The 14,975-nt window shown below is 33.4% G+C and carries 19 protein-coding genes; 5 read left to right on the top strand and 14 right to left on the bottom strand.

The features are described 5' to 3' along the window. The first annotated feature begins 85 nt into the window (after nucleotides 1-85). Nucleotides 86-532, top strand: coding sequence for a hypothetical protein (locus tag ACWA1B_RS07340; RefSeq protein ID WP_456905520.1), 447 nt, complete (start codon nucleotides 86-88; stop codon nucleotides 530-532). A 131-nt stretch (nucleotides 533-663) separates the two neighbouring features. Here the strand turns inward: ACWA1B_RS07340 and ACWA1B_RS07335 are convergent, their stop codons facing one another. From ACWA1B_RS07335 to ACWA1B_RS07315, 5 genes are all read right to left on the bottom strand, one after another. After that, the gene (locus ACWA1B_RS07335) at nucleotides 664-1,242 is read right to left on the bottom strand and encodes a PhnA domain-containing protein (protein ID WP_035648371.1); all 579 of its coding nucleotides are present in this window, start codon (nucleotides 1,240-1,242) and stop codon (nucleotides 664-666) included. A 72-nt stretch (nucleotides 1,243-1,314) separates the two neighbouring features. Then, a complete protein-coding gene (locus ACWA1B_RS07330) occupies nucleotides 1,315-1,917 on the bottom strand; it encodes a zinc-ribbon domain-containing protein (RefSeq protein ID WP_456905517.1) in 603 nt (200 codons plus the stop codon). Nucleotides 1,918-1,991: 74 nt separating this feature from the next. Continuing rightward, nucleotides 1,992-2,450 carry a pantetheine-phosphate adenylyltransferase gene (gene coaD, locus ACWA1B_RS07325; RefSeq protein ID WP_456905515.1) on the bottom strand — a complete coding sequence of 153 codons (459 nt, stop codon included), beginning with the start codon at nucleotides 2,448-2,450 and terminating at the stop codon, nucleotides 1,992-1,994. Between the two features lie 79 nt (nucleotides 2,451-2,529). Next, a complete protein-coding gene (locus ACWA1B_RS07320; protein WP_456905513.1) occupies nucleotides 2,530-3,147 on the bottom strand; it encodes a zinc-ribbon domain-containing protein in 618 nt (205 codons plus the stop codon). Between the two features lie 80 nt (nucleotides 3,148-3,227). Further along, a complete protein-coding gene (locus ACWA1B_RS07315; protein WP_456905511.1) occupies nucleotides 3,228-4,199 on the bottom strand; it encodes a D-alanine--D-alanine ligase in 972 nt (323 codons plus the stop codon). A 369-nt stretch (nucleotides 4,200-4,568) separates the two neighbouring features. Between ACWA1B_RS07315 and ACWA1B_RS07310 the strand changes: the two genes are divergently transcribed. Together ACWA1B_RS07310 and ACWA1B_RS07305 are read left to right on the top strand one after the other, a co-directional pair. Then, nucleotides 4,569-5,186: a PASTA domain-containing protein gene (locus tag ACWA1B_RS07310; protein ID WP_035648362.1), complete on the top strand. Its 618-nt coding sequence runs from the start codon at nucleotides 4,569-4,571 to the stop codon at nucleotides 5,184-5,186. Next, complete coding sequence (locus ACWA1B_RS07305) at nucleotides 5,176-6,222, top strand: RluA family pseudouridine synthase (protein ID WP_426485669.1); 1,047 nt, start codon at nucleotides 5,176-5,178, stop codon at nucleotides 6,220-6,222. The genes ACWA1B_RS07310 and ACWA1B_RS07305 overlap by 11 nt, the downstream gene beginning before the upstream one ends. A 118-nt stretch (nucleotides 6,223-6,340) precedes the next feature. On the opposite strand, the gene ACWA1B_RS07300 is transcribed toward ACWA1B_RS07305, so the two are convergent. The 5 genes from ACWA1B_RS07300 to ACWA1B_RS07280 are packed head-to-tail and all read right to left on the bottom strand — an operon-like array spanning nucleotide 6,341 to nucleotide 10,722. After that, nucleotides 6,341-7,585 carry an ATP-binding cassette domain-containing protein gene (locus ACWA1B_RS07300; RefSeq protein ID WP_456905508.1) on the bottom strand — a complete coding sequence of 415 codons (1,245 nt, stop codon included), beginning with the start codon at nucleotides 7,583-7,585 and terminating at the stop codon, nucleotides 6,341-6,343. 19 nt (nucleotides 7,586-7,604) lie between these two features. Then, nucleotides 7,605-8,459 (bottom strand): sulfurtransferase, encoded by an 855-nt coding sequence (locus ACWA1B_RS07295; protein WP_456905506.1) that lies wholly within the window; start codon nucleotides 8,457-8,459, stop codon nucleotides 7,605-7,607. Between the two features lie 7 nt (nucleotides 8,460-8,466). Continuing rightward, nucleotides 8,467-9,309 (bottom strand): ThuA domain-containing protein, encoded by an 843-nt coding sequence (locus ACWA1B_RS07290; RefSeq protein WP_456905504.1) that lies wholly within the window; start codon nucleotides 9,307-9,309, stop codon nucleotides 8,467-8,469. A gap of 10 nt (nucleotides 9,310-9,319) precedes the next feature. Beyond that, nucleotides 9,320-9,709 (bottom strand): DUF1398 domain-containing protein, encoded by a 390-nt coding sequence (locus tag ACWA1B_RS07285; protein ID WP_456905502.1) that lies wholly within the window; start codon nucleotides 9,707-9,709, stop codon nucleotides 9,320-9,322. A gap of 20 nt (nucleotides 9,710-9,729) precedes the next feature. Continuing rightward, on the bottom strand, nucleotides 9,730-10,722 hold the full coding sequence (locus ACWA1B_RS07280) for an alpha/beta fold hydrolase (protein ID WP_456905500.1): 993 nt from the start codon (nucleotides 10,720-10,722) through the stop codon (nucleotides 9,730-9,732). Nucleotides 10,723-11,004: 282 nt separating this feature from the next. On the opposite strand from ACWA1B_RS07280, the gene ACWA1B_RS07275 reads away from it, so the two are divergent. Then, a complete protein-coding gene (locus tag ACWA1B_RS07275; RefSeq protein WP_456905498.1) occupies nucleotides 11,005-11,697 on the top strand; it encodes a hypothetical protein in 693 nt (230 codons plus the stop codon). Nucleotides 11,698-11,866: 169 nt separating this feature from the next. Here ACWA1B_RS07275 and ACWA1B_RS07270 read toward each other — a convergent pair whose 3' ends face one another. Beyond that, on the bottom strand, nucleotides 11,867-12,370 hold the full coding sequence (locus ACWA1B_RS07270) for a mechanosensitive ion channel family protein (RefSeq protein ID WP_456906494.1): 504 nt from the start codon (nucleotides 12,368-12,370) through the stop codon (nucleotides 11,867-11,869). Here ACWA1B_RS07270 and ACWA1B_RS07265 point away from each other — a divergent pair. Continuing rightward, a complete protein-coding gene (locus ACWA1B_RS07265) occupies nucleotides 12,297-12,521 on the top strand; it encodes a hypothetical protein (RefSeq protein ID WP_456906506.1) in 225 nt (74 codons plus the stop codon). The genes ACWA1B_RS07270 and ACWA1B_RS07265 overlap by 74 nt on opposite strands. Before the next feature lie 468 nt (nucleotides 12,522-12,989). Here ACWA1B_RS07265 and ACWA1B_RS07260 read toward each other — a convergent pair whose 3' ends face one another. The 3 genes from ACWA1B_RS07260 to ACWA1B_RS07250 all read right to left on the bottom strand — a co-directional run bounded on the left by ACWA1B_RS07260 (nucleotide 12,990) and on the right by ACWA1B_RS07250 (nucleotide 14,894). Then, the gene (locus ACWA1B_RS07260) at nucleotides 12,990-13,427 is read right to left on the bottom strand and encodes an acyl-CoA thioesterase (RefSeq protein ID WP_026982233.1); all 438 of its coding nucleotides are present in this window, start codon (nucleotides 13,425-13,427) and stop codon (nucleotides 12,990-12,992) included. Nucleotides 13,428-13,544: 117 nt separating this feature from the next. Then, nucleotides 13,545-14,018, bottom strand: a complete 474-nt coding sequence (locus ACWA1B_RS07255) for a DUF1203 domain-containing protein (RefSeq protein WP_456905496.1) — start codon at nucleotides 14,016-14,018, stop codon at nucleotides 13,545-13,547. Between the two features lie 93 nt (nucleotides 14,019-14,111). Beyond that, entirely contained in the window at nucleotides 14,112-14,894 is a 783-nt protein-coding gene (locus ACWA1B_RS07250) for a TlpA disulfide reductase family protein (RefSeq protein ID WP_456905494.1), read from the bottom strand. Between the last annotated feature and the right edge of the window lie 81 nt (nucleotides 14,895-14,975).

Below are 14,975 nucleotides of genomic sequence, written 5' to 3'. Positions count from 1 at the left end.
GTTAAAAAAATAATGATTTGATAGCGATTTTTTCATTATTTCTATGTTTTTTTGCTACAGTAAAATTGTAAACCCCAAATACGTTATGAAAAACATTATTACCATTGCTACTTTGTTCTTAAGTTTCGTTTCATTTGCACAAATTAAAGTTCTTGAAACAGTTCCGGTTGAAAAATTAGGAAAAGTAAATAACAATTACATTCAGAAAATTGGAGATGAATACACTGTGTATTACACTAGTATTCAAAATGATGATGATTCATCAACTTTGAGAAAATTTTCATTCAAAAATGTAAACAATGATTACGCAAGTCTTTACTCTATTATCATGAATGGTTTTTCTGCAAGCCCATTATATGATATTAAATTAGAATTGCCTAACAACTATATCTGGTTGCATTACACAGGAAGTGTTATTCCAGAGAAAGCTACAGTTCAGTTTATGGTTTCAAGCAAAGAAGCTACTTCAGCAACAAGCAGCGTTTCTGAGCCATTTGTAAAAGATCAAATCAATAAATTATTCCAAAAATAATTTACTTAAACATAAAAAAAGCTGTTCGACTGAACAGCTTTTTTTATGTTTAAAAGTTATGAGTTATAAGTTATGAATTATGAGTTTTAAAAAAAAACTTAGAATCTTAGTAACTTAGAACCTTAGAATCTTTAAATCTTCTTTACGTATTGCGTGATAATCACAATTTGCTGACCATCGACTTTTCCTTCAATATATTCAGCGTTTTCGTGATCTAAACGAATGTTTCTAACAGCAGTTCCTTGTTTGGCAACCATGCTAGAGCCTTTTACTTTAAGATCTTTAATCAAAACTACAGAATCTCCGTGTTGTAAAACAACGCCGTTGCTATCGCGGTGAACCAGTTTATTTTCGTCATCTTCTCCTTCTCCTGTTGCTTGCGCCCATGCCAGCGTATCTTCGTCTAAATACATCATGTCAAGTAATTCCTGAGGCCATCCTGCAGCGCGCATACGGCTTAGCATTCTCCAGGCTACAACCTGAACCGGAATGTTTTCATTCCACATGCTGTCGTTTAGACATCTCCAGTGATTTAAATCTACATTATCAGGGTTTTCAATTTGGTCAATACAGGTATTACAAGCTAAAATGCTTTCGTCAAGTCCGCCTTTTTGAGTTGGTAAAACTTGATATACTTTTAGATTTTCCTCGGCGCCACAAAGTTCACATTTCGATCCGCTTCGCTTGTTTAATTCTCTCTCGATGCTCATTATTTCTTGTTTATTTTAAAAATGCGAAATTACTTATAATTTGCTTCGCTTACAAATTTATGGTTGGAAGTGTTAGTGTCTAACTACTTCGTAAATTTTATTTTCAGTGAAAAGTTTTTGCAGCTCTCTTTTGGCTATAGTTTTTTTGTTTACATAATTTTCTTTCAGATCAATTTTTCCAGTTTCCTCTTTGTTGTCAATTTCCATATTGTTGACTAACAATACCAAACTGTCTTTTGAAATTTCATCCAATTGCATTGTTGAGTAAAATCCAGTTGAGCTATTTATAAGATAAACGTCGCCAATTTTTGGGCTTTTAATGAAATTTTCAGTATCTTTTGTTGTTTGTACTGAACTGTAAAAGCCATAAAGAATAAAAGCACTTACAATCATCAATCCTGAAAACATCCAATAGGGACTGTTGACTTTTCCTTTCGATCGGTCGATTTTTTGCTGAGTTGGCGTTGGAAGTTCGTGTCTTTCAAATGTCTTTTTACAGGAATTACATTCTGCAAAAATTAATTTTTTGATTGGAAAAAAAGGAATCCAATAGATGTGAACATATTTTTCAAATATGCTGTATCTCATGGAAACTTTCGAATCGCAATGTGAGCAATCTACGTTTAAAACTTGGTCATTTTTGATGTTTGCAGCTTTGGTTCCGTAAAAAATCATTATTTAGGTTTTAAGTGTTAGGTAAACAAAAATAACGATTTATCTTACCTGTGCAAATAAGTTTGCTTATTCCCTTATTTCGTAACTCTTACAGCGTCTGGAACTAACATTTCATATTCGCCGCCATTTCTTAATACATCACGAACAATACTTGAACTGATAAAAGAAGTTTTTGCGGCGGTCAATAAAAATACCGTTTCGATTTTTGAAAGTTTTCTATTTGTATGAGCAATTGCTTTTTCGAATTCGAAATCGGCTGGGTTGCGTAGGCCTCTCAAAATGAAATTGGCTTTTTCTTTTTTTGCCAAATCAATCGTCAGTCCTTCGTAAGTTATTACCGAAATTTTCGGCTCGTCTTTAAAGGTTTCTTCGATGAAACGTTTTCTTTCTTCTAATGAAAACATGTATTTTTTCTCGGCATTTACACCAATAGCAATTACGATTTCATCAAATAAAGAAATTCCTCTTTTGATGATATCTTCGTGTCCTAACGTAATTGGGTCAAATGATCCCGGGAATATGGCTTTTCGCATTTTTTTTGAGGTTCTAAGGTTCTAAGGTTCTAAGATACTAAGATTCTAAGTTTTTTTCTTGGATGTAAAATCTCAGAACTTAATTATTAATCAAGTTTTTTCTGGAGATTTTTATGATTTCGTCGTCTTTATATAATTTTAAAAGTTCTTTTCTGGAATACGAAAACTTTTTGTCTGAGTAATTTTCGGGTTTGTTTAAGTCATCAACTTCATAAGACATGTATGCATTAAAATCGTTGTGAGTTGCATAAATACTATCAGTGGTTACTTTGTCTATTCTCATATTGGAATAATAACCATTTGAGAATTTCAAATTATAGACATCACCTTCAGCCGGATTTTTTATAAAAATAGCCGTTTCATTCTTTGCATTGAAATAGTTGTTTAGAAAAAAAATGAAAACTATTAAAATAATTATAGATCCCGAATATGTCCATAAAGAAGGATCTAATTTTTCAGATCTAATTTTTAATTGACCAGTTTCAGATAAATCTTCATAATCAAAAGGTTCTTTGCAATTATTGCATTCAACGATTAAAATTTTCCCAACAGGAAATAAAGGAATAAATGTAAGATGTGTATATTTTCTATAAATACTAAAATGCAACGAATTTTCCGCATTGCATTTTGGACATTTTTCATTTGAAATCACTCCATTTTTTACATTAAAATCTCGAGTCCCGACTAGAAATAGCATTTTTTAGATTTTGAGTGATTAAATTTAAAACAAAAGATGCTAAGATCTTAGAACCTTAGCATCTCAGTATCTTAGCACCTTTAAGAAAGCGCTAGCTCTATCGCATTTGTAAATAAATCTTCCAAAGAAATTCCGGCTGCTTTTGCTTGTTGCGGAATCAAACTTTCGGTTGTTAATCCTGGAATAGTATTCATTTCGAGCATATATGGTTCGTTGTCTACGATGATGAATTCGCTTCGTGAGAAACCTTTCATTTTTAAAACTTTGTAAGCACGCTTTGCTGTTTCTCCGACTTTTTGAGTTAACTCATCAGAGATTCTTGCTGGCGTGATTTCTTGTGATTTTCCTTCGTATTTGGCTTCATAATCGAAGAAATCATTGTCAGATACAATTTCTGTAATTGGCAAAACTTTGATTTCGCCTTTGTAATTGATTACACCGACAGAAACCTCAGTTCCGTCAAGGAAACTTTCAATGATGATTTCGTTATCCTCTTTATAAGCAACTTCAATTGCGATTGGAAGTTCAGCTTCTGATTTTACTTTTGAAATTCCAAAACTTGACCCTGCTTTATTTGGTTTTACGAAACAAGGAAGTCCCACTTTTTTAACGATTTCGGCAGTATTGATTTCGTCGCCTTTGTTTAGATAATATGAAATTGCCGTTTTGATTCCGTATGGTTTTAAAACCGATAATAAATCTCTTTTATTGAAAGTCAAAGCCGATTGATAATAATCGCAAGATGATTGTGGAAGACCAATTAATTCAAAATAGGCCTGCATTAGTCCGTCTTCGCCCGGAGTTCCGTGAATGGCATTGAAAACACAGTCAAAAGTGATTTTTTCTCCGTTTACAGTTACAGAAAAGTCGTTTCTGTCAATTGGGAATTCGGCGTCGTTTGCGTCTACATAAACCCATTTTTCTTTGAAAATATGAATTCGGAATCCGTTGTATTTTGTTTTGTCAAGATATTGGTACACAACGTTTCCGCTGATAAGCGAAATTTTGTATTCGCTTGAATATCCGCCCATTATTATGGCAATGTTTTTCATTGACTTGTTATTTATTTGTTTAATCGTTAATTTGTTTAACTGTTGATTCGTTTAATCGTTTTGTTTGCCACGAATTTCTCGAATTATTTTTTGTTCGTTTTGCTTGTCAGACTGAAAATGTCTTTTGAAACCGAGTGACCTAGCCCTGATGGGAGCGACATCCTTTTGTGCCGGGGTTCGGCGCAAAAGATACAGCGGACAGCAGGAAACAGCTCCTAAAAATTGAAATTTTAAATTCTAAAATACCAAATTCCAAAGATTTTAGTTTTTAATAGAAATAACAATCGCAGGGCATTTTTGTTTTAAACAAAATTATCATTTTTTTTGAAATGAAATACTTTATCTTTGCGTTCAACTAAAAATTAATTTATGAGTTTACGTAAGTATTTAACTAGCCGCGTATTTTTTTTACAATTGTTGAGTGCGGCAGCTATCATTGCAGTTTTGGGTTATTTGTTTATGCATTGGCTGACTTTTACGACTGATCACGGACATGAAATTGCGGTTCCGAATTTAGCAAGATTAACTGAAGAACAGGTTGAAGAGAAATTAGACGAACTGGACTTAGATTATGTGCTTTTGGATAGTGTTGATTACCGAAGTGAATTTCCGAAATTCAGTGTTGTTGAGCAGGATCCATTGCCGGGAACTAAGGTAAAAGTTGGAAGAAAAATATATATTAAAATTAACGCATCAGGATTTTCATCTGTTAAAATTCCTGATTTAATTGAAAAAACATATCGTGAAGCAGTTCCTACTTTGAAAGCTTTAGGGCTTGAGCCGGGAACGATTACTTATATTCCGAATCTTGGAAAAGATATGGTTTTGGAAATGCGTTACAAAGGAAGAAACTTAAAAGTAGGAGACCGCGTATTGAAAGCTTCTAAAATTGATTTGGTTTTAGGAGACGGAAAAGCGAGTTATGTAGATGACAGCCAGGCAGACAGTACGGCAGTGCCTGTAGAAACCCCACAAGATGAACAATAATATTGAAGAAAATTTAGATCTGGAAGACGAATTATTCGAGCATTACAGATTTGAAGTCCCTAAAGGTCAGGCGTTTTTGCGTATTGACAAATATTTAATGTATTTGATTCCGAATGCTACACGAAATAAAATTCAGAATGCAGCAACTAATGGAAATATCTTTGTAAACGATATTCCGGTAAAATCAAATTACAAAGTAAAACCTTTTGATGTGATAACGGTAATGTTGTCGCATCCTCCATTTGAAAACCATATTCTTCCTGAAGATATTCCGTTGAATATTGTTTATGAAGATGACGCACTTTTGCTAATTAATAAAGAGCCGGGAATGGTTGTGCATCCAGGGCACGGAAATTACACTGGAACGCTGGTGAATGCTTTGGCGCATCATTTTGATAATTTGCCAATGAACAGCAGTGAACGTCCGGGATTGGTTCACCGAATTGATAAAGATACGTCAGGACTTTTGGTTGTTGCCAAAACTGAAGCGGCAATGACACATTTAGCGAAGCAATTTGAAGCTAAAACTACCGAACGTGAATATATTGCTCTTGTTTGGGGAAATGTGGCTGCAGAAAGTGGTACAATTGAAGGAAACTTAGCAAGACATTTGAAAGACCGTATGCAAATGGCTGTTTTTGCTGATCCAGAAATTGGAAAACCGGCAATTACGCATTATAAAGTTTTGGAGCGTTTTGGTTATGTGACTTTGATTTCATGTAAACTTGAAACAGGAAGAACCCACCAGATTCGTGCACACATGAAACATATCGGGCATCCTTTATTCAATGATGAACGTTACGGCGGACATTTGATTTTGAAAGGTACGACGTTTACTAAATACAAACAGTTTATTGAAAATTGTTTTAAGGCTTTACCACGTCAGGCGCTGCATGCTAAAACACTTGGTTTTGTTCATCCAAATACGGGAGAATTGATGCGTTTTGATACGGAATTGCCGCAGGATTTTCAGGATTGTATCGAAAAATGGCGTACGTATGTGAAATCACATAATACTGAAGATGACGAGAATTAATTAGATAATGTGTCAATTAGATAATTAGATAATTTCTTAATGAGAATAAAAAAAGCTCCTATTTGGAGCTTTTTTTATTCTGCGGTAATATCAAGTAATTTTCTAATTGACACATTATCTAATTGACTAATTCGGAATGAAATTTTATTTTTCCGATTGAACCTGTTGGATTTGGCAAAAGCTCGAAAACAGAAGTAGGAGCGAGGCCAGCTTCAATTCGGTGTGAAACGTATAAAATAGCAACGTTTGTTTCTTGTTTTATGGTATTGATAAGCTGAATTACTAAATCTACATTTTCGTCGTCTAGGCCTTCTACAGGTTCGTCTAAAATTAATAATGGCGGATGTTTTAAAACGGCGCGAACAATCAGCGCCACTCTTTGCTGACCGATTGAAAGATCTATAAAGCGTTTTTTACGCAAATGCGTCATTTCAATTACATCAAGCCATTGATTTACAATTTGCAGTTGATGCGTCGTTGGTTCGTTATAAAGTCCGATGGAATCAAAAAAACCGGAAAGAATCATTTGTTCCAAAGTATGACCTTTTTGAAATAAATCGGTCATAGAAGTGGTGAAGATTCCGATTTGTTTTTTGATGTCCCAAACGCTTTCTCCGCTTCCTTTTTTTCTTCCAAATAAATATAAATCCTGACCAAAACCTTTTGGATTATCGCCCGTAATCAATGATAAAATGGTGCTTTTTCCAGAACCGTTTGGGCCAATTAACTGCCAAAATTCACCTTGCTTTATTGTCCAGGAAATTTTGTCAATAATTTTGCGTTCTTCGTAGCTTACCGAAACTTCTTCCATTTTGATCAGCACACTGTCATGAAAAGAATGTGGTTCAATTGCTTTTGGAATTGCAGCTGTATTTAAGGTTTTAAAATGATTTTCGGTTTTTAAAATAGGATGTAATTCAAATGAATTGTCTTTGATTTGCGCTTTATTCGGAACAAATTCTAAAACATCTGAAACGCGATTTACAATTTGGATTATGGCAATTTCATCTGTCAATTTTTTTAAGGATTCTGCTAGCACAACACGCGATGCCTGATCCAAATGATCAAATGGATTATCAAAAATGATAAAATCAGGTTTTTGGATGATGCAGTATTTTAAAAACTCTTTTTTGCGTTCGCCAGAAGAAAAAGTCCTCAATTGACGATGCGATTCCGGAGAAGCTTCTACGATATCATATTGATACTCTTTTTCAATGAATTTTTCAATTGCGATATCTGAGAACAGAATTCCTTTTTTATTGTTGAAAAAGGCTAATTCTCCTTTTGATTCGCTATTGAGTATATTGTCAATAAAAGCTTTTTTGTTTACCTGGTTAGATAAAAGTATGTCCCAGTGTTGCATTATAAAATCTTAAAAATAATTATTCTAGTTTTTTTGTTGCCATTTCGCGGTCATTTCTCGACCATTCGCTCCATGAGCCAACATATAGTTTTGGAATCGGAATTCCGGCATAATCCATTGCAAGTAAGGTATGGCAGGCTGTTACACCAGAACCGCAATGCACAATTACATTTTCTGAATTAATATCGCCTAAAATGGCACTGTACTTTTCTTTTAAAATTTCAGGAGATTTGTAAATTCCTTCTTCATTTAAATTTTCACTAAACGGAACATTAATTGCGCCTGGAATATGTCCGGCAATTAAATCCAATGGTTCTGTCAAGCCGTCAAAACGATTTTTATCTCTAACATCGATTACTATATTTTCGCTGTTATTTCGAGCTTTTTCAACTTCTTCAATATCGGCTAAAGCCAATTCCCAATTTGAAACGGGATAATTGCTTTGTTCAAATTGCTCAATTTCTGAACTTATTGGAAAACCTGCTTTTACAGCTTCCTGCAAACCTCCATTTAAAACCTGAACTTTTTCGTGTCCCACTGCTCTCAGCATCCACCAAAATCTTGATGCAGCATTTGAGCCGTTTTTGTCATCATAAATTATGACATGGCTTTCGGGCCAAATTCCTGTTTTAGAAAGTACATTAGCGAACTTTTCTAACGACGGAAGAGGATGTCTTCCACCATTTTTCGGATTACAGTCGACTGTTGCCAAATCTTTGTTTAAATCAATATATCTCGCACCTTCTAAATGCTCTTTTTGATAATTTTCTTGCGCATTTAGTCCGGCTCTGGCATCGATTAAAACAATTGCTTTTGAATGCGACAATTGAATTAATTCTTCAGAATTTATAATTGGAGAAAGTTTGTCTGACATTTTGAGATTATTTACTTTTTTTATTTCCAAACAAAAGCAAAGCATTCAAAATTACTTTGTTTTGTATTTCATTTTCAAATGTATACGAAAGAGTTTTGTTTGTCTTACCTTCATAATCAATATCATTATGTCCCATATTTACATAAAGCATTTTGTATTTTTTATTCGTCCAAACAACTGGATAATAACCGCTGTGCCAAATTTCATGTGCTTTCGGGCCTGTTCCTAACGGAAAACTACTTTCGTTAATCGCTAACAGAATTTTAATGTCTGGATTTTTTGTCAAATCATTGCCCCATCGGTACCATTCGTTTGGTTGTGATTTGAAAGTTTTAGGAATACTTTTAGTTATCGGATCCTGGTTTTCAACTCTCAAAATTGCTGATGTTGGTTTCCAGGTATTACTTCCATATTCTCCAGAACCCAGAAAAGTATTGTGGTACCAGTCCCAGTTTTGTGGATAAGAGGAATTATTTAATGCAAAAGCCGAAAAATGAAACCCGAGGAAACATCCGCCATTTTCCATATATTTCTGAAAAGCTTCGCGTTGTGATGGTGTTTCTGGTCTTGTATCTAAAAATAAAACGACCTGATAATTAGCTAAAAACTTTGCATTCAGATTGTCCCAATTGCTTGTTGAATCGTATACAAAATGATTTTCTTCGGCAATTTTTGGAAACCATTTATTGGCTTCGTGCACAAAACTGATGTGTGCCTGATCGTTTTTGCCTGTATAAAAAGCAATTACTTTAAATTTTGGTTTATCTTTTTTATGTTGTGAAAATCCTGTAAAGCAAATTAGAAAAAGTGCTCCTAAAACTAGATTTATTATTTGATTAAAAATCTTCATTCTTTAAAAATTAACTAGGGATTTTTTCGATTAAAATTTCATTTTCTGCTTTATCAAAATAAGTACAAGTCATTTCGACAATATTAACACGCCATTTTGCGATTCCGCATTGTGCACATTGCATACAAAAAGTCATATAATCGGATTCACCATGCTGATGCTTTACCAAAAATTCAATAAAAAGTTCTTTATTAGGAAAATCAGCGACTTTTATTTCAGGATATTTTTCTTCAGCTGCAGCGGTATAATTATTTAATCCAAAATAAATTACACTTCCGTCATGCACAAAAGTATCATAACCTTTTACGCCAAGAATGATTAAATCTTGAATATAATTTGGAAAATCAGCACCGCTTTTGACTTTAGAATGTGCTTCTTTGATTTGGTCGATAGTAAACATAATAGTGTGGTTTTAAATAATTATTCTTTCAAAAATACGATTAATGGTTTTATAAATTGATCAAAAGATTCAATATGTGGCAAATGCCCTGTATTTGGAATTTCGACCAATTTTGAATTCGGAATTGCTTTTTGAGTTCGTTTGCCTAATTCGGTATAATTTCCCATTGTTGCCTGAATATCTTCTGAAACTAAAGGTTTTCCTAAAGCTGTTTTGTCTCTCGTTCCAATAATTAAAAGTGTAGGAACCTGAATATTTTTGAATTCATATAAAACAGGTTGAGTGAAAATCATATCATACAAAAGCGCCGAATTCCACGCGACTTTTTCATATTCTGGATCTTTTGTCCAACCAGCGCTAAGTTCGGCCCATTTTTGATAATTGGCATTCCACTTTCCGTTATAATAATTAGCCATTTGATAATTTTTGATGGTCTGAAAGTTTTGTTTCAATTCTGATTCGTACCACCAATCTACAGGTTTATAAGGAACGACTAATTTCCAGTCTTCCAAACCAATTGGATTTTCTAAAACTAATTTTTCCGTCATTTCCGGATACATCAAGGCGAAACGGGTTGCCAGCATTCCACCCATAGAATGCCCTAAAATAGTCGCTTTCCCGATTCCAAGATGATCTAATAATTTTTTGGTGTTTTCTGCCAATTGCTGAAAAGTATATTGAAAATTATCGGGTTTAGATGATTTTCCAAAGCCAATCTGATCTGGAACAATCACCCGAAAACCTGCTACGGTTAAAGCTTTTATGGTAGTTTCCCAATACGCTCCGTTGAAATTTTTTCCGTGAAGAAGTATCACATTTTTGTTGTTGTAATTTTCCGGAGTTATATCCATATAAAACATTTGCATGTACTGACGCTGGCTGGTCAATTCTAAAAATTGAACAGGATAAGGATATTCGTAATTGGTCAAATTAATATCTAGAGGTTTAATATTGGCATCTTGTGCGAAAACCAAAAAAGGAAACAGGAACAATAAAAGCTTTGCAATTTTCATTTCAGGGCCGATTATGGGTTAAGAAGTATAAAATTACCGTTAACCATTTGGAAATGCAAAAATTAATGTCTTAAAGTTATCAGAAAAAGAGCATCAAGAATAATTTAATGATTTTTAATGTTAATAATCGATGATTTATTTAAATTTTGTCGATTAAATGACCCTGATTTTAAAAATAATGCATTTTAACGGGTAATGTAGCATTTTAGGGAACATCTTTACATTAATAGTAAAAATGTATGTAACTTAGTATCAGAATGTTGTAAGCTAAAAAATAGTATTATGAAAAAAACAATACTTTTATTCCTGCTCACAGTCCCCACATTTGCCCAAGAAATCAACACATTTGATTTCGCCGTTATAAACTCAACCTTAATTTCTGCAAATATCGATCTGGATAAAGGGCGAAGCGTTGTCGCGGCCAATAAAGATCAATATTCGGCTTATTTTCAGTATGCTTTTAGTATGTGTGATGACGATATTATTTTTGGCGCTGGAATTGACAAATCGGAAATTGACCGGACTTACATTGGCTATATCGGAAAAATTTGCGGTAAGTTCAGAGCCACCATTGGTGTAGGATATCTGGAATCGCGGAGTGGTTATGATGGAACTTTTACAGGTTTTAGCGTTTCATGGCATTTTTCTGAAAACACTTATATTGGCGGAAATCTTGAAAATCTGCATTCAACAAGTGTGGATTATGAAACCGATGAAAGTTTTGATTATTATAAAAAATTGGTTCCGAAAGTTTTTGGAAGCTATGAAATTATACCCCATGTGATTGCTTTTGGACAGCTGAGTTCAAGAGTGAATGATATTGGTTTGAAATATCAGGTTCATCGATTTTCAGCCGGCGGATTTTATTCAGGGCATTCGGTTGGAGGAATCTTCGGAACTGTCAATGTTGGCCGGTTTGCTTTTTCCTGCAGTACGACTTTTGAGAAAGTAAATTTTGGGTTAAAGTTTGAATAAAATAACGTCTATATTTTCTAACACATAGAAACATAGATTTTGTTTAACGAAAAGAGTTGAGAAAGAAACTAGTTTCTAACACATAGTCCCGAAGTCTCGGGATGCATTTAAATTAGTGTAATGCCTTATTTTGAGTTATAGGATCTATTGTTTTATGTGTTGAAATTTATTACTGCTTGATCGTCACCACTCTTTGCGGATACGGAATATCGATTTTGGCTTCATCAAAACGTTTTTTAATGCTTTGCAGTAGATCGCAATACATTATGAAACCGTCTGTAGAGTTTTTTGCCCAAGCCCAGGCTTTTAAATTCACGCTTGAATCGGCGAGAGCTACAACTCGCGCCACAACAAGAGGTGCTTTTTGATTTTTGGCTTCTTTTGTGCGTGTATCAATAAAAAACGGATGTTTGGCAATTTCCTCTTTCATGATTTCCAATGCTTTTTCGAGATCAGAATCATAACCAATTCCAATTTCAATTATTTTGCAACATTTTGTATCGTGCATATTTGTATTGACAATAATTTGGTTGCTGATAACGGAATTTGGAATTATAATTCGGTTGTTTTCAGCATCTTTCAAAACGACTTGTCTTAAATTGATATCTTCCACAGTTCCAACAAAATTGTTGATTGTGATTTTATCGTTGATTTTGAAAGGCTTAAAAATCACCAAAAAGATTCCGCTGACAATATTGCTTAAAGCTTGTTGCGACGCTAAACCAGCGACGAGGGAAATAACGCCGGCACCAGCTAAAAATGAATGCCCAATGATTTTAAATTCAGGAATTTGGATTAAGGCAAAAGCAAATCCAAGAATGTAAATTACTGTTATGATTAAGTGCTTTAAGAATCTAAAACCAGTGGCGTCATATTCTTTGTCGTTTAGTTTTCGATATAAAAAATAACGAAGAATTTTATCTGTTAAGCGCCCAAAACTATAGTTACAATGGCGATAATAACGATAAAAAATACAATTCTAAAGTCTTTTACGTAATCAATCATAGATTTTGATTTTGAGAAAAAAAATCCAAAAAACAATATTCACAATTGTTTTTTGGATTTTATAAAGTTAAAATAAATATTACCAGTTAGGTGTAATACATGAAATTTTTATTTAACACATAGAAACATAGATTTTATTTGTAAAAAGAGTAAAAAAAGAAACCAGTTTCTAACACATAGCTCGCTATGTTTATTTAAAACAAGTGAAACGCCTTTTTAAGCATCCTAAATCTATGTTTCTATGTGTTTGAATTAATTACACCCAATGGGCTAAATTTTACTAGTTTTTATAGTCCAACAAAATCGTCGCTTTTTGGGAAAATGCTTAGCGCTTCGATTGCAATTTCTGGCGTTGGAGAAGCCAGTTTTCGTAATTTTGTGTCCATCCATGCACCGTCAACAGTAATTGTTGCGCAAAGTGTATCGTCTTCTCTTCTAAATTCATGAATGATTGACCAGCGTGAAGCATCGGCTTTCATTTTTGAAGTTTTGGTATGAATGAAAATTTTATCCGAAAGTTTTAATTCTTTTCTAAAAACACATTCTTCTCTAAACAAAACAGGACCAAAACCCTGCGTTTGCATTACTCTCAAAGTCAATCCTAGCTCTTCAAGGATTTCTATACGATGCTGTGCACCAAAATCGTAATAAGCACTATGACGAACGTGAAAATTTGGGTCTAAATCTGACCAGCGAAAAGAAATTTCTTTAATAAATGAAGCCATTTTGTAATTGTAATTTTAATGAGAAATCGAAATTACGAATAAAAAATAAACGAATATCATAAAATTACTATGCGTGCATATTTTTTTATTTCATTAGATATAAAAAAACATTTTCAATTATACTCGTTCGACTAAACAGTTATAGCAGCCTTGTCTTGCATTATGGATGTGAATGTAATTTATTTTTTCGTTTTCAAAAGTTTTAATAATACTTTCTTTGAGAGTATTTCCTTCTGCGACAGATGCTTCTTTCATTATGCCATTTTCGTCATAACCACGTAACGAAAGTAATCTGTGATTAAGCATGAGTGGAATTTGGTTGATTTCGAATGTTGGCGTAGTGGTCTTTTTTCGTATAAAAATCGGTCCGCTTGCTTGGTAAGGTGAGGCTGTTTTATGATGGTTGTAGGGCAATAGAATAACTTCTTCACCAATTTGAGCATCTTCCAGACTTATTCTGCAAGGAAAACCTGGGAATTTATCTACAGTCATTTTAATTGCGCCGATTTTTTCTAGTTCTGGATTTGTTAATTCGAAGTAGCCTGAAAATTCTGTATGATTTAAAGGCTTGATTTTAAAATTTGTTTCCATAATATTTTTTAAGCAAAAATCACATTTGTTAGGAAGCAAAAAAATCCAAATCTTGCTATGTTTCTTTAAACCATATTTACAATGTCATAAGTTTTATTTTGAAAGAAGTTTTTTGATTTCAGCGGCAAGATTATCTAGATTTCCTTCTACATTTCCTGTGGTTGCAAATTTTATAACTCCATTTTGGTCAATAAGGAAGTTTTTTGGAATTGAACTGGTGGCATAATCATTCCATATTTTTTTATCTGGATCGATTCCATAATTAAAATCAAGACCATCCTTTTTTAGTTTTGTTGCTTTTTTCACAACGAGATTTTCAGCTTCGCCACTTGAGATGGCCAAAAATATAAAATTATCGTTTTTAAATGGTTCTGTAATTTTTGCCGGGACATCGTAAAATTCCTGAAGACAAGGTGCACACCAAGTAGCCCAAAAATTAACAAGAACCACTTTTCCTTTTAGATCGGAAAGTTTTATTGTTTTGCCATCAAGGAGTTTCAAAGTAAAATCTTTAGCAGTATCATTTATATTTAAAAGATATTCCTCAGTTTTCTTTGGAATTTCATTTCTTGGTGCATCAGCAACGCTGCTTTTTTTTCCAAGGTTTTCTTGTTCAGTAAAAACCTCAACAACTGTTATAAATTCTCTGTCTCCAATTTTATCGCCATATTTTTCGGCTAATTTGTTTCTTTCTTCTTCAGTAACGCCTTTATTCATTGATTTAATTCTGCCTTCCTGAGCATATTTCTCAACTTGTGCCATTGTTACAATTTCATTGTTGATTATAATGACAGTTTCGGGCTTTTTGGCGACTTTATTTTGTGCGTAAAAAAATGATGTAATTAAGAGAAGAGTAAAACAAATTAATTTTTTCATGTGGTTTGATTTGATAGTTTTGTGATAAATATACTATTTTTTTAAAAGAGAACTTTTAAATTTTATGGCTTAGAGCAAAAT

It is taken from the genome of Flavobacterium xizangense (assembly GCF_054075145.1).
This window is presented reverse-complemented; position numbering and strand designations above follow the sequence as displayed.

Coding starts and splice junctions, on each gene's coding strand:
- ACWA1B_RS07250 (WP_456905494.1), bottom strand. CDS start 14,894: ATGAAAAAATTAATTTGTTTTACTCTTCTCTTAATTACATCATTTTTT.
- ACWA1B_RS07275 (WP_456905498.1), top strand. CDS start 11,005: ATGAAAAAAACAATACTTTTATTCCTGCTCACAGTCCCCACATTTGCC.
- ACWA1B_RS07295 (WP_456905506.1), bottom strand. CDS start 8,459: ATGTCAGACAAACTTTCTCCAATTATAAATTCTGAAGAATTAATTCAA.
- ACWA1B_RS07320 (WP_456905513.1), bottom strand. CDS start 3,147: ATGCTATTTCTAGTCGGGACTCGAGATTTTAATGTAAAAAATGGAGTG.
- ACWA1B_RS07255 (WP_456905496.1), bottom strand. CDS start 14,018: ATGGAAACAAATTTTAAAATCAAGCCTTTAAATCATACAGAATTTTCA.
- ACWA1B_RS07285 (WP_456905502.1), bottom strand. CDS start 9,709: ATGTTTACTATCGACCAAATCAAAGAAGCACATTCTAAAGTCAAAAGC.
- ACWA1B_RS07280 (WP_456905500.1), bottom strand. CDS start 10,722: ATGAAAATTGCAAAGCTTTTATTGTTCCTGTTTCCTTTTTTGGTTTTC.
- ACWA1B_RS07300 (WP_456905508.1), bottom strand. CDS start 7,585: ATGCAACACTGGGACATACTTTTATCTAACCAGGTAAACAAAAAAGCT.
- coaD (WP_456905515.1), bottom strand. CDS start 2,450: ATGCGAAAAGCCATATTCCCGGGATCATTTGACCCAATTACGTTAGGA.
- ACWA1B_RS07305 (WP_426485669.1), top strand. CDS start 5,176: ATGAACAATAATATTGAAGAAAATTTAGATCTGGAAGACGAATTATTC.
- ACWA1B_RS07315 (WP_456905511.1), bottom strand. CDS start 4,199: ATGAAAAACATTGCCATAATAATGGGCGGATATTCAAGCGAATACAAA.
- ACWA1B_RS07335 (WP_035648371.1), bottom strand. CDS start 1,242: ATGAGCATCGAGAGAGAATTAAACAAGCGAAGCGGATCGAAATGTGAA.
- ACWA1B_RS07310 (WP_035648362.1), top strand. CDS start 4,569: ATGAGTTTACGTAAGTATTTAACTAGCCGCGTATTTTTTTTACAATTG.
- ACWA1B_RS07290 (WP_456905504.1), bottom strand. CDS start 9,309: ATGAAGATTTTTAATCAAATAATAAATCTAGTTTTAGGAGCACTTTTT.
- ACWA1B_RS07260 (WP_026982233.1), bottom strand. CDS start 13,427: ATGGCTTCATTTATTAAAGAAATTTCTTTTCGCTGGTCAGATTTAGAC.
- ACWA1B_RS07340 (WP_456905520.1), top strand. CDS start 86: ATGAAAAACATTATTACCATTGCTACTTTGTTCTTAAGTTTCGTTTCA.
- ACWA1B_RS07330 (WP_456905517.1), bottom strand. CDS start 1,917: ATGATTTTTTACGGAACCAAAGCTGCAAACATCAAAAATGACCAAGTT.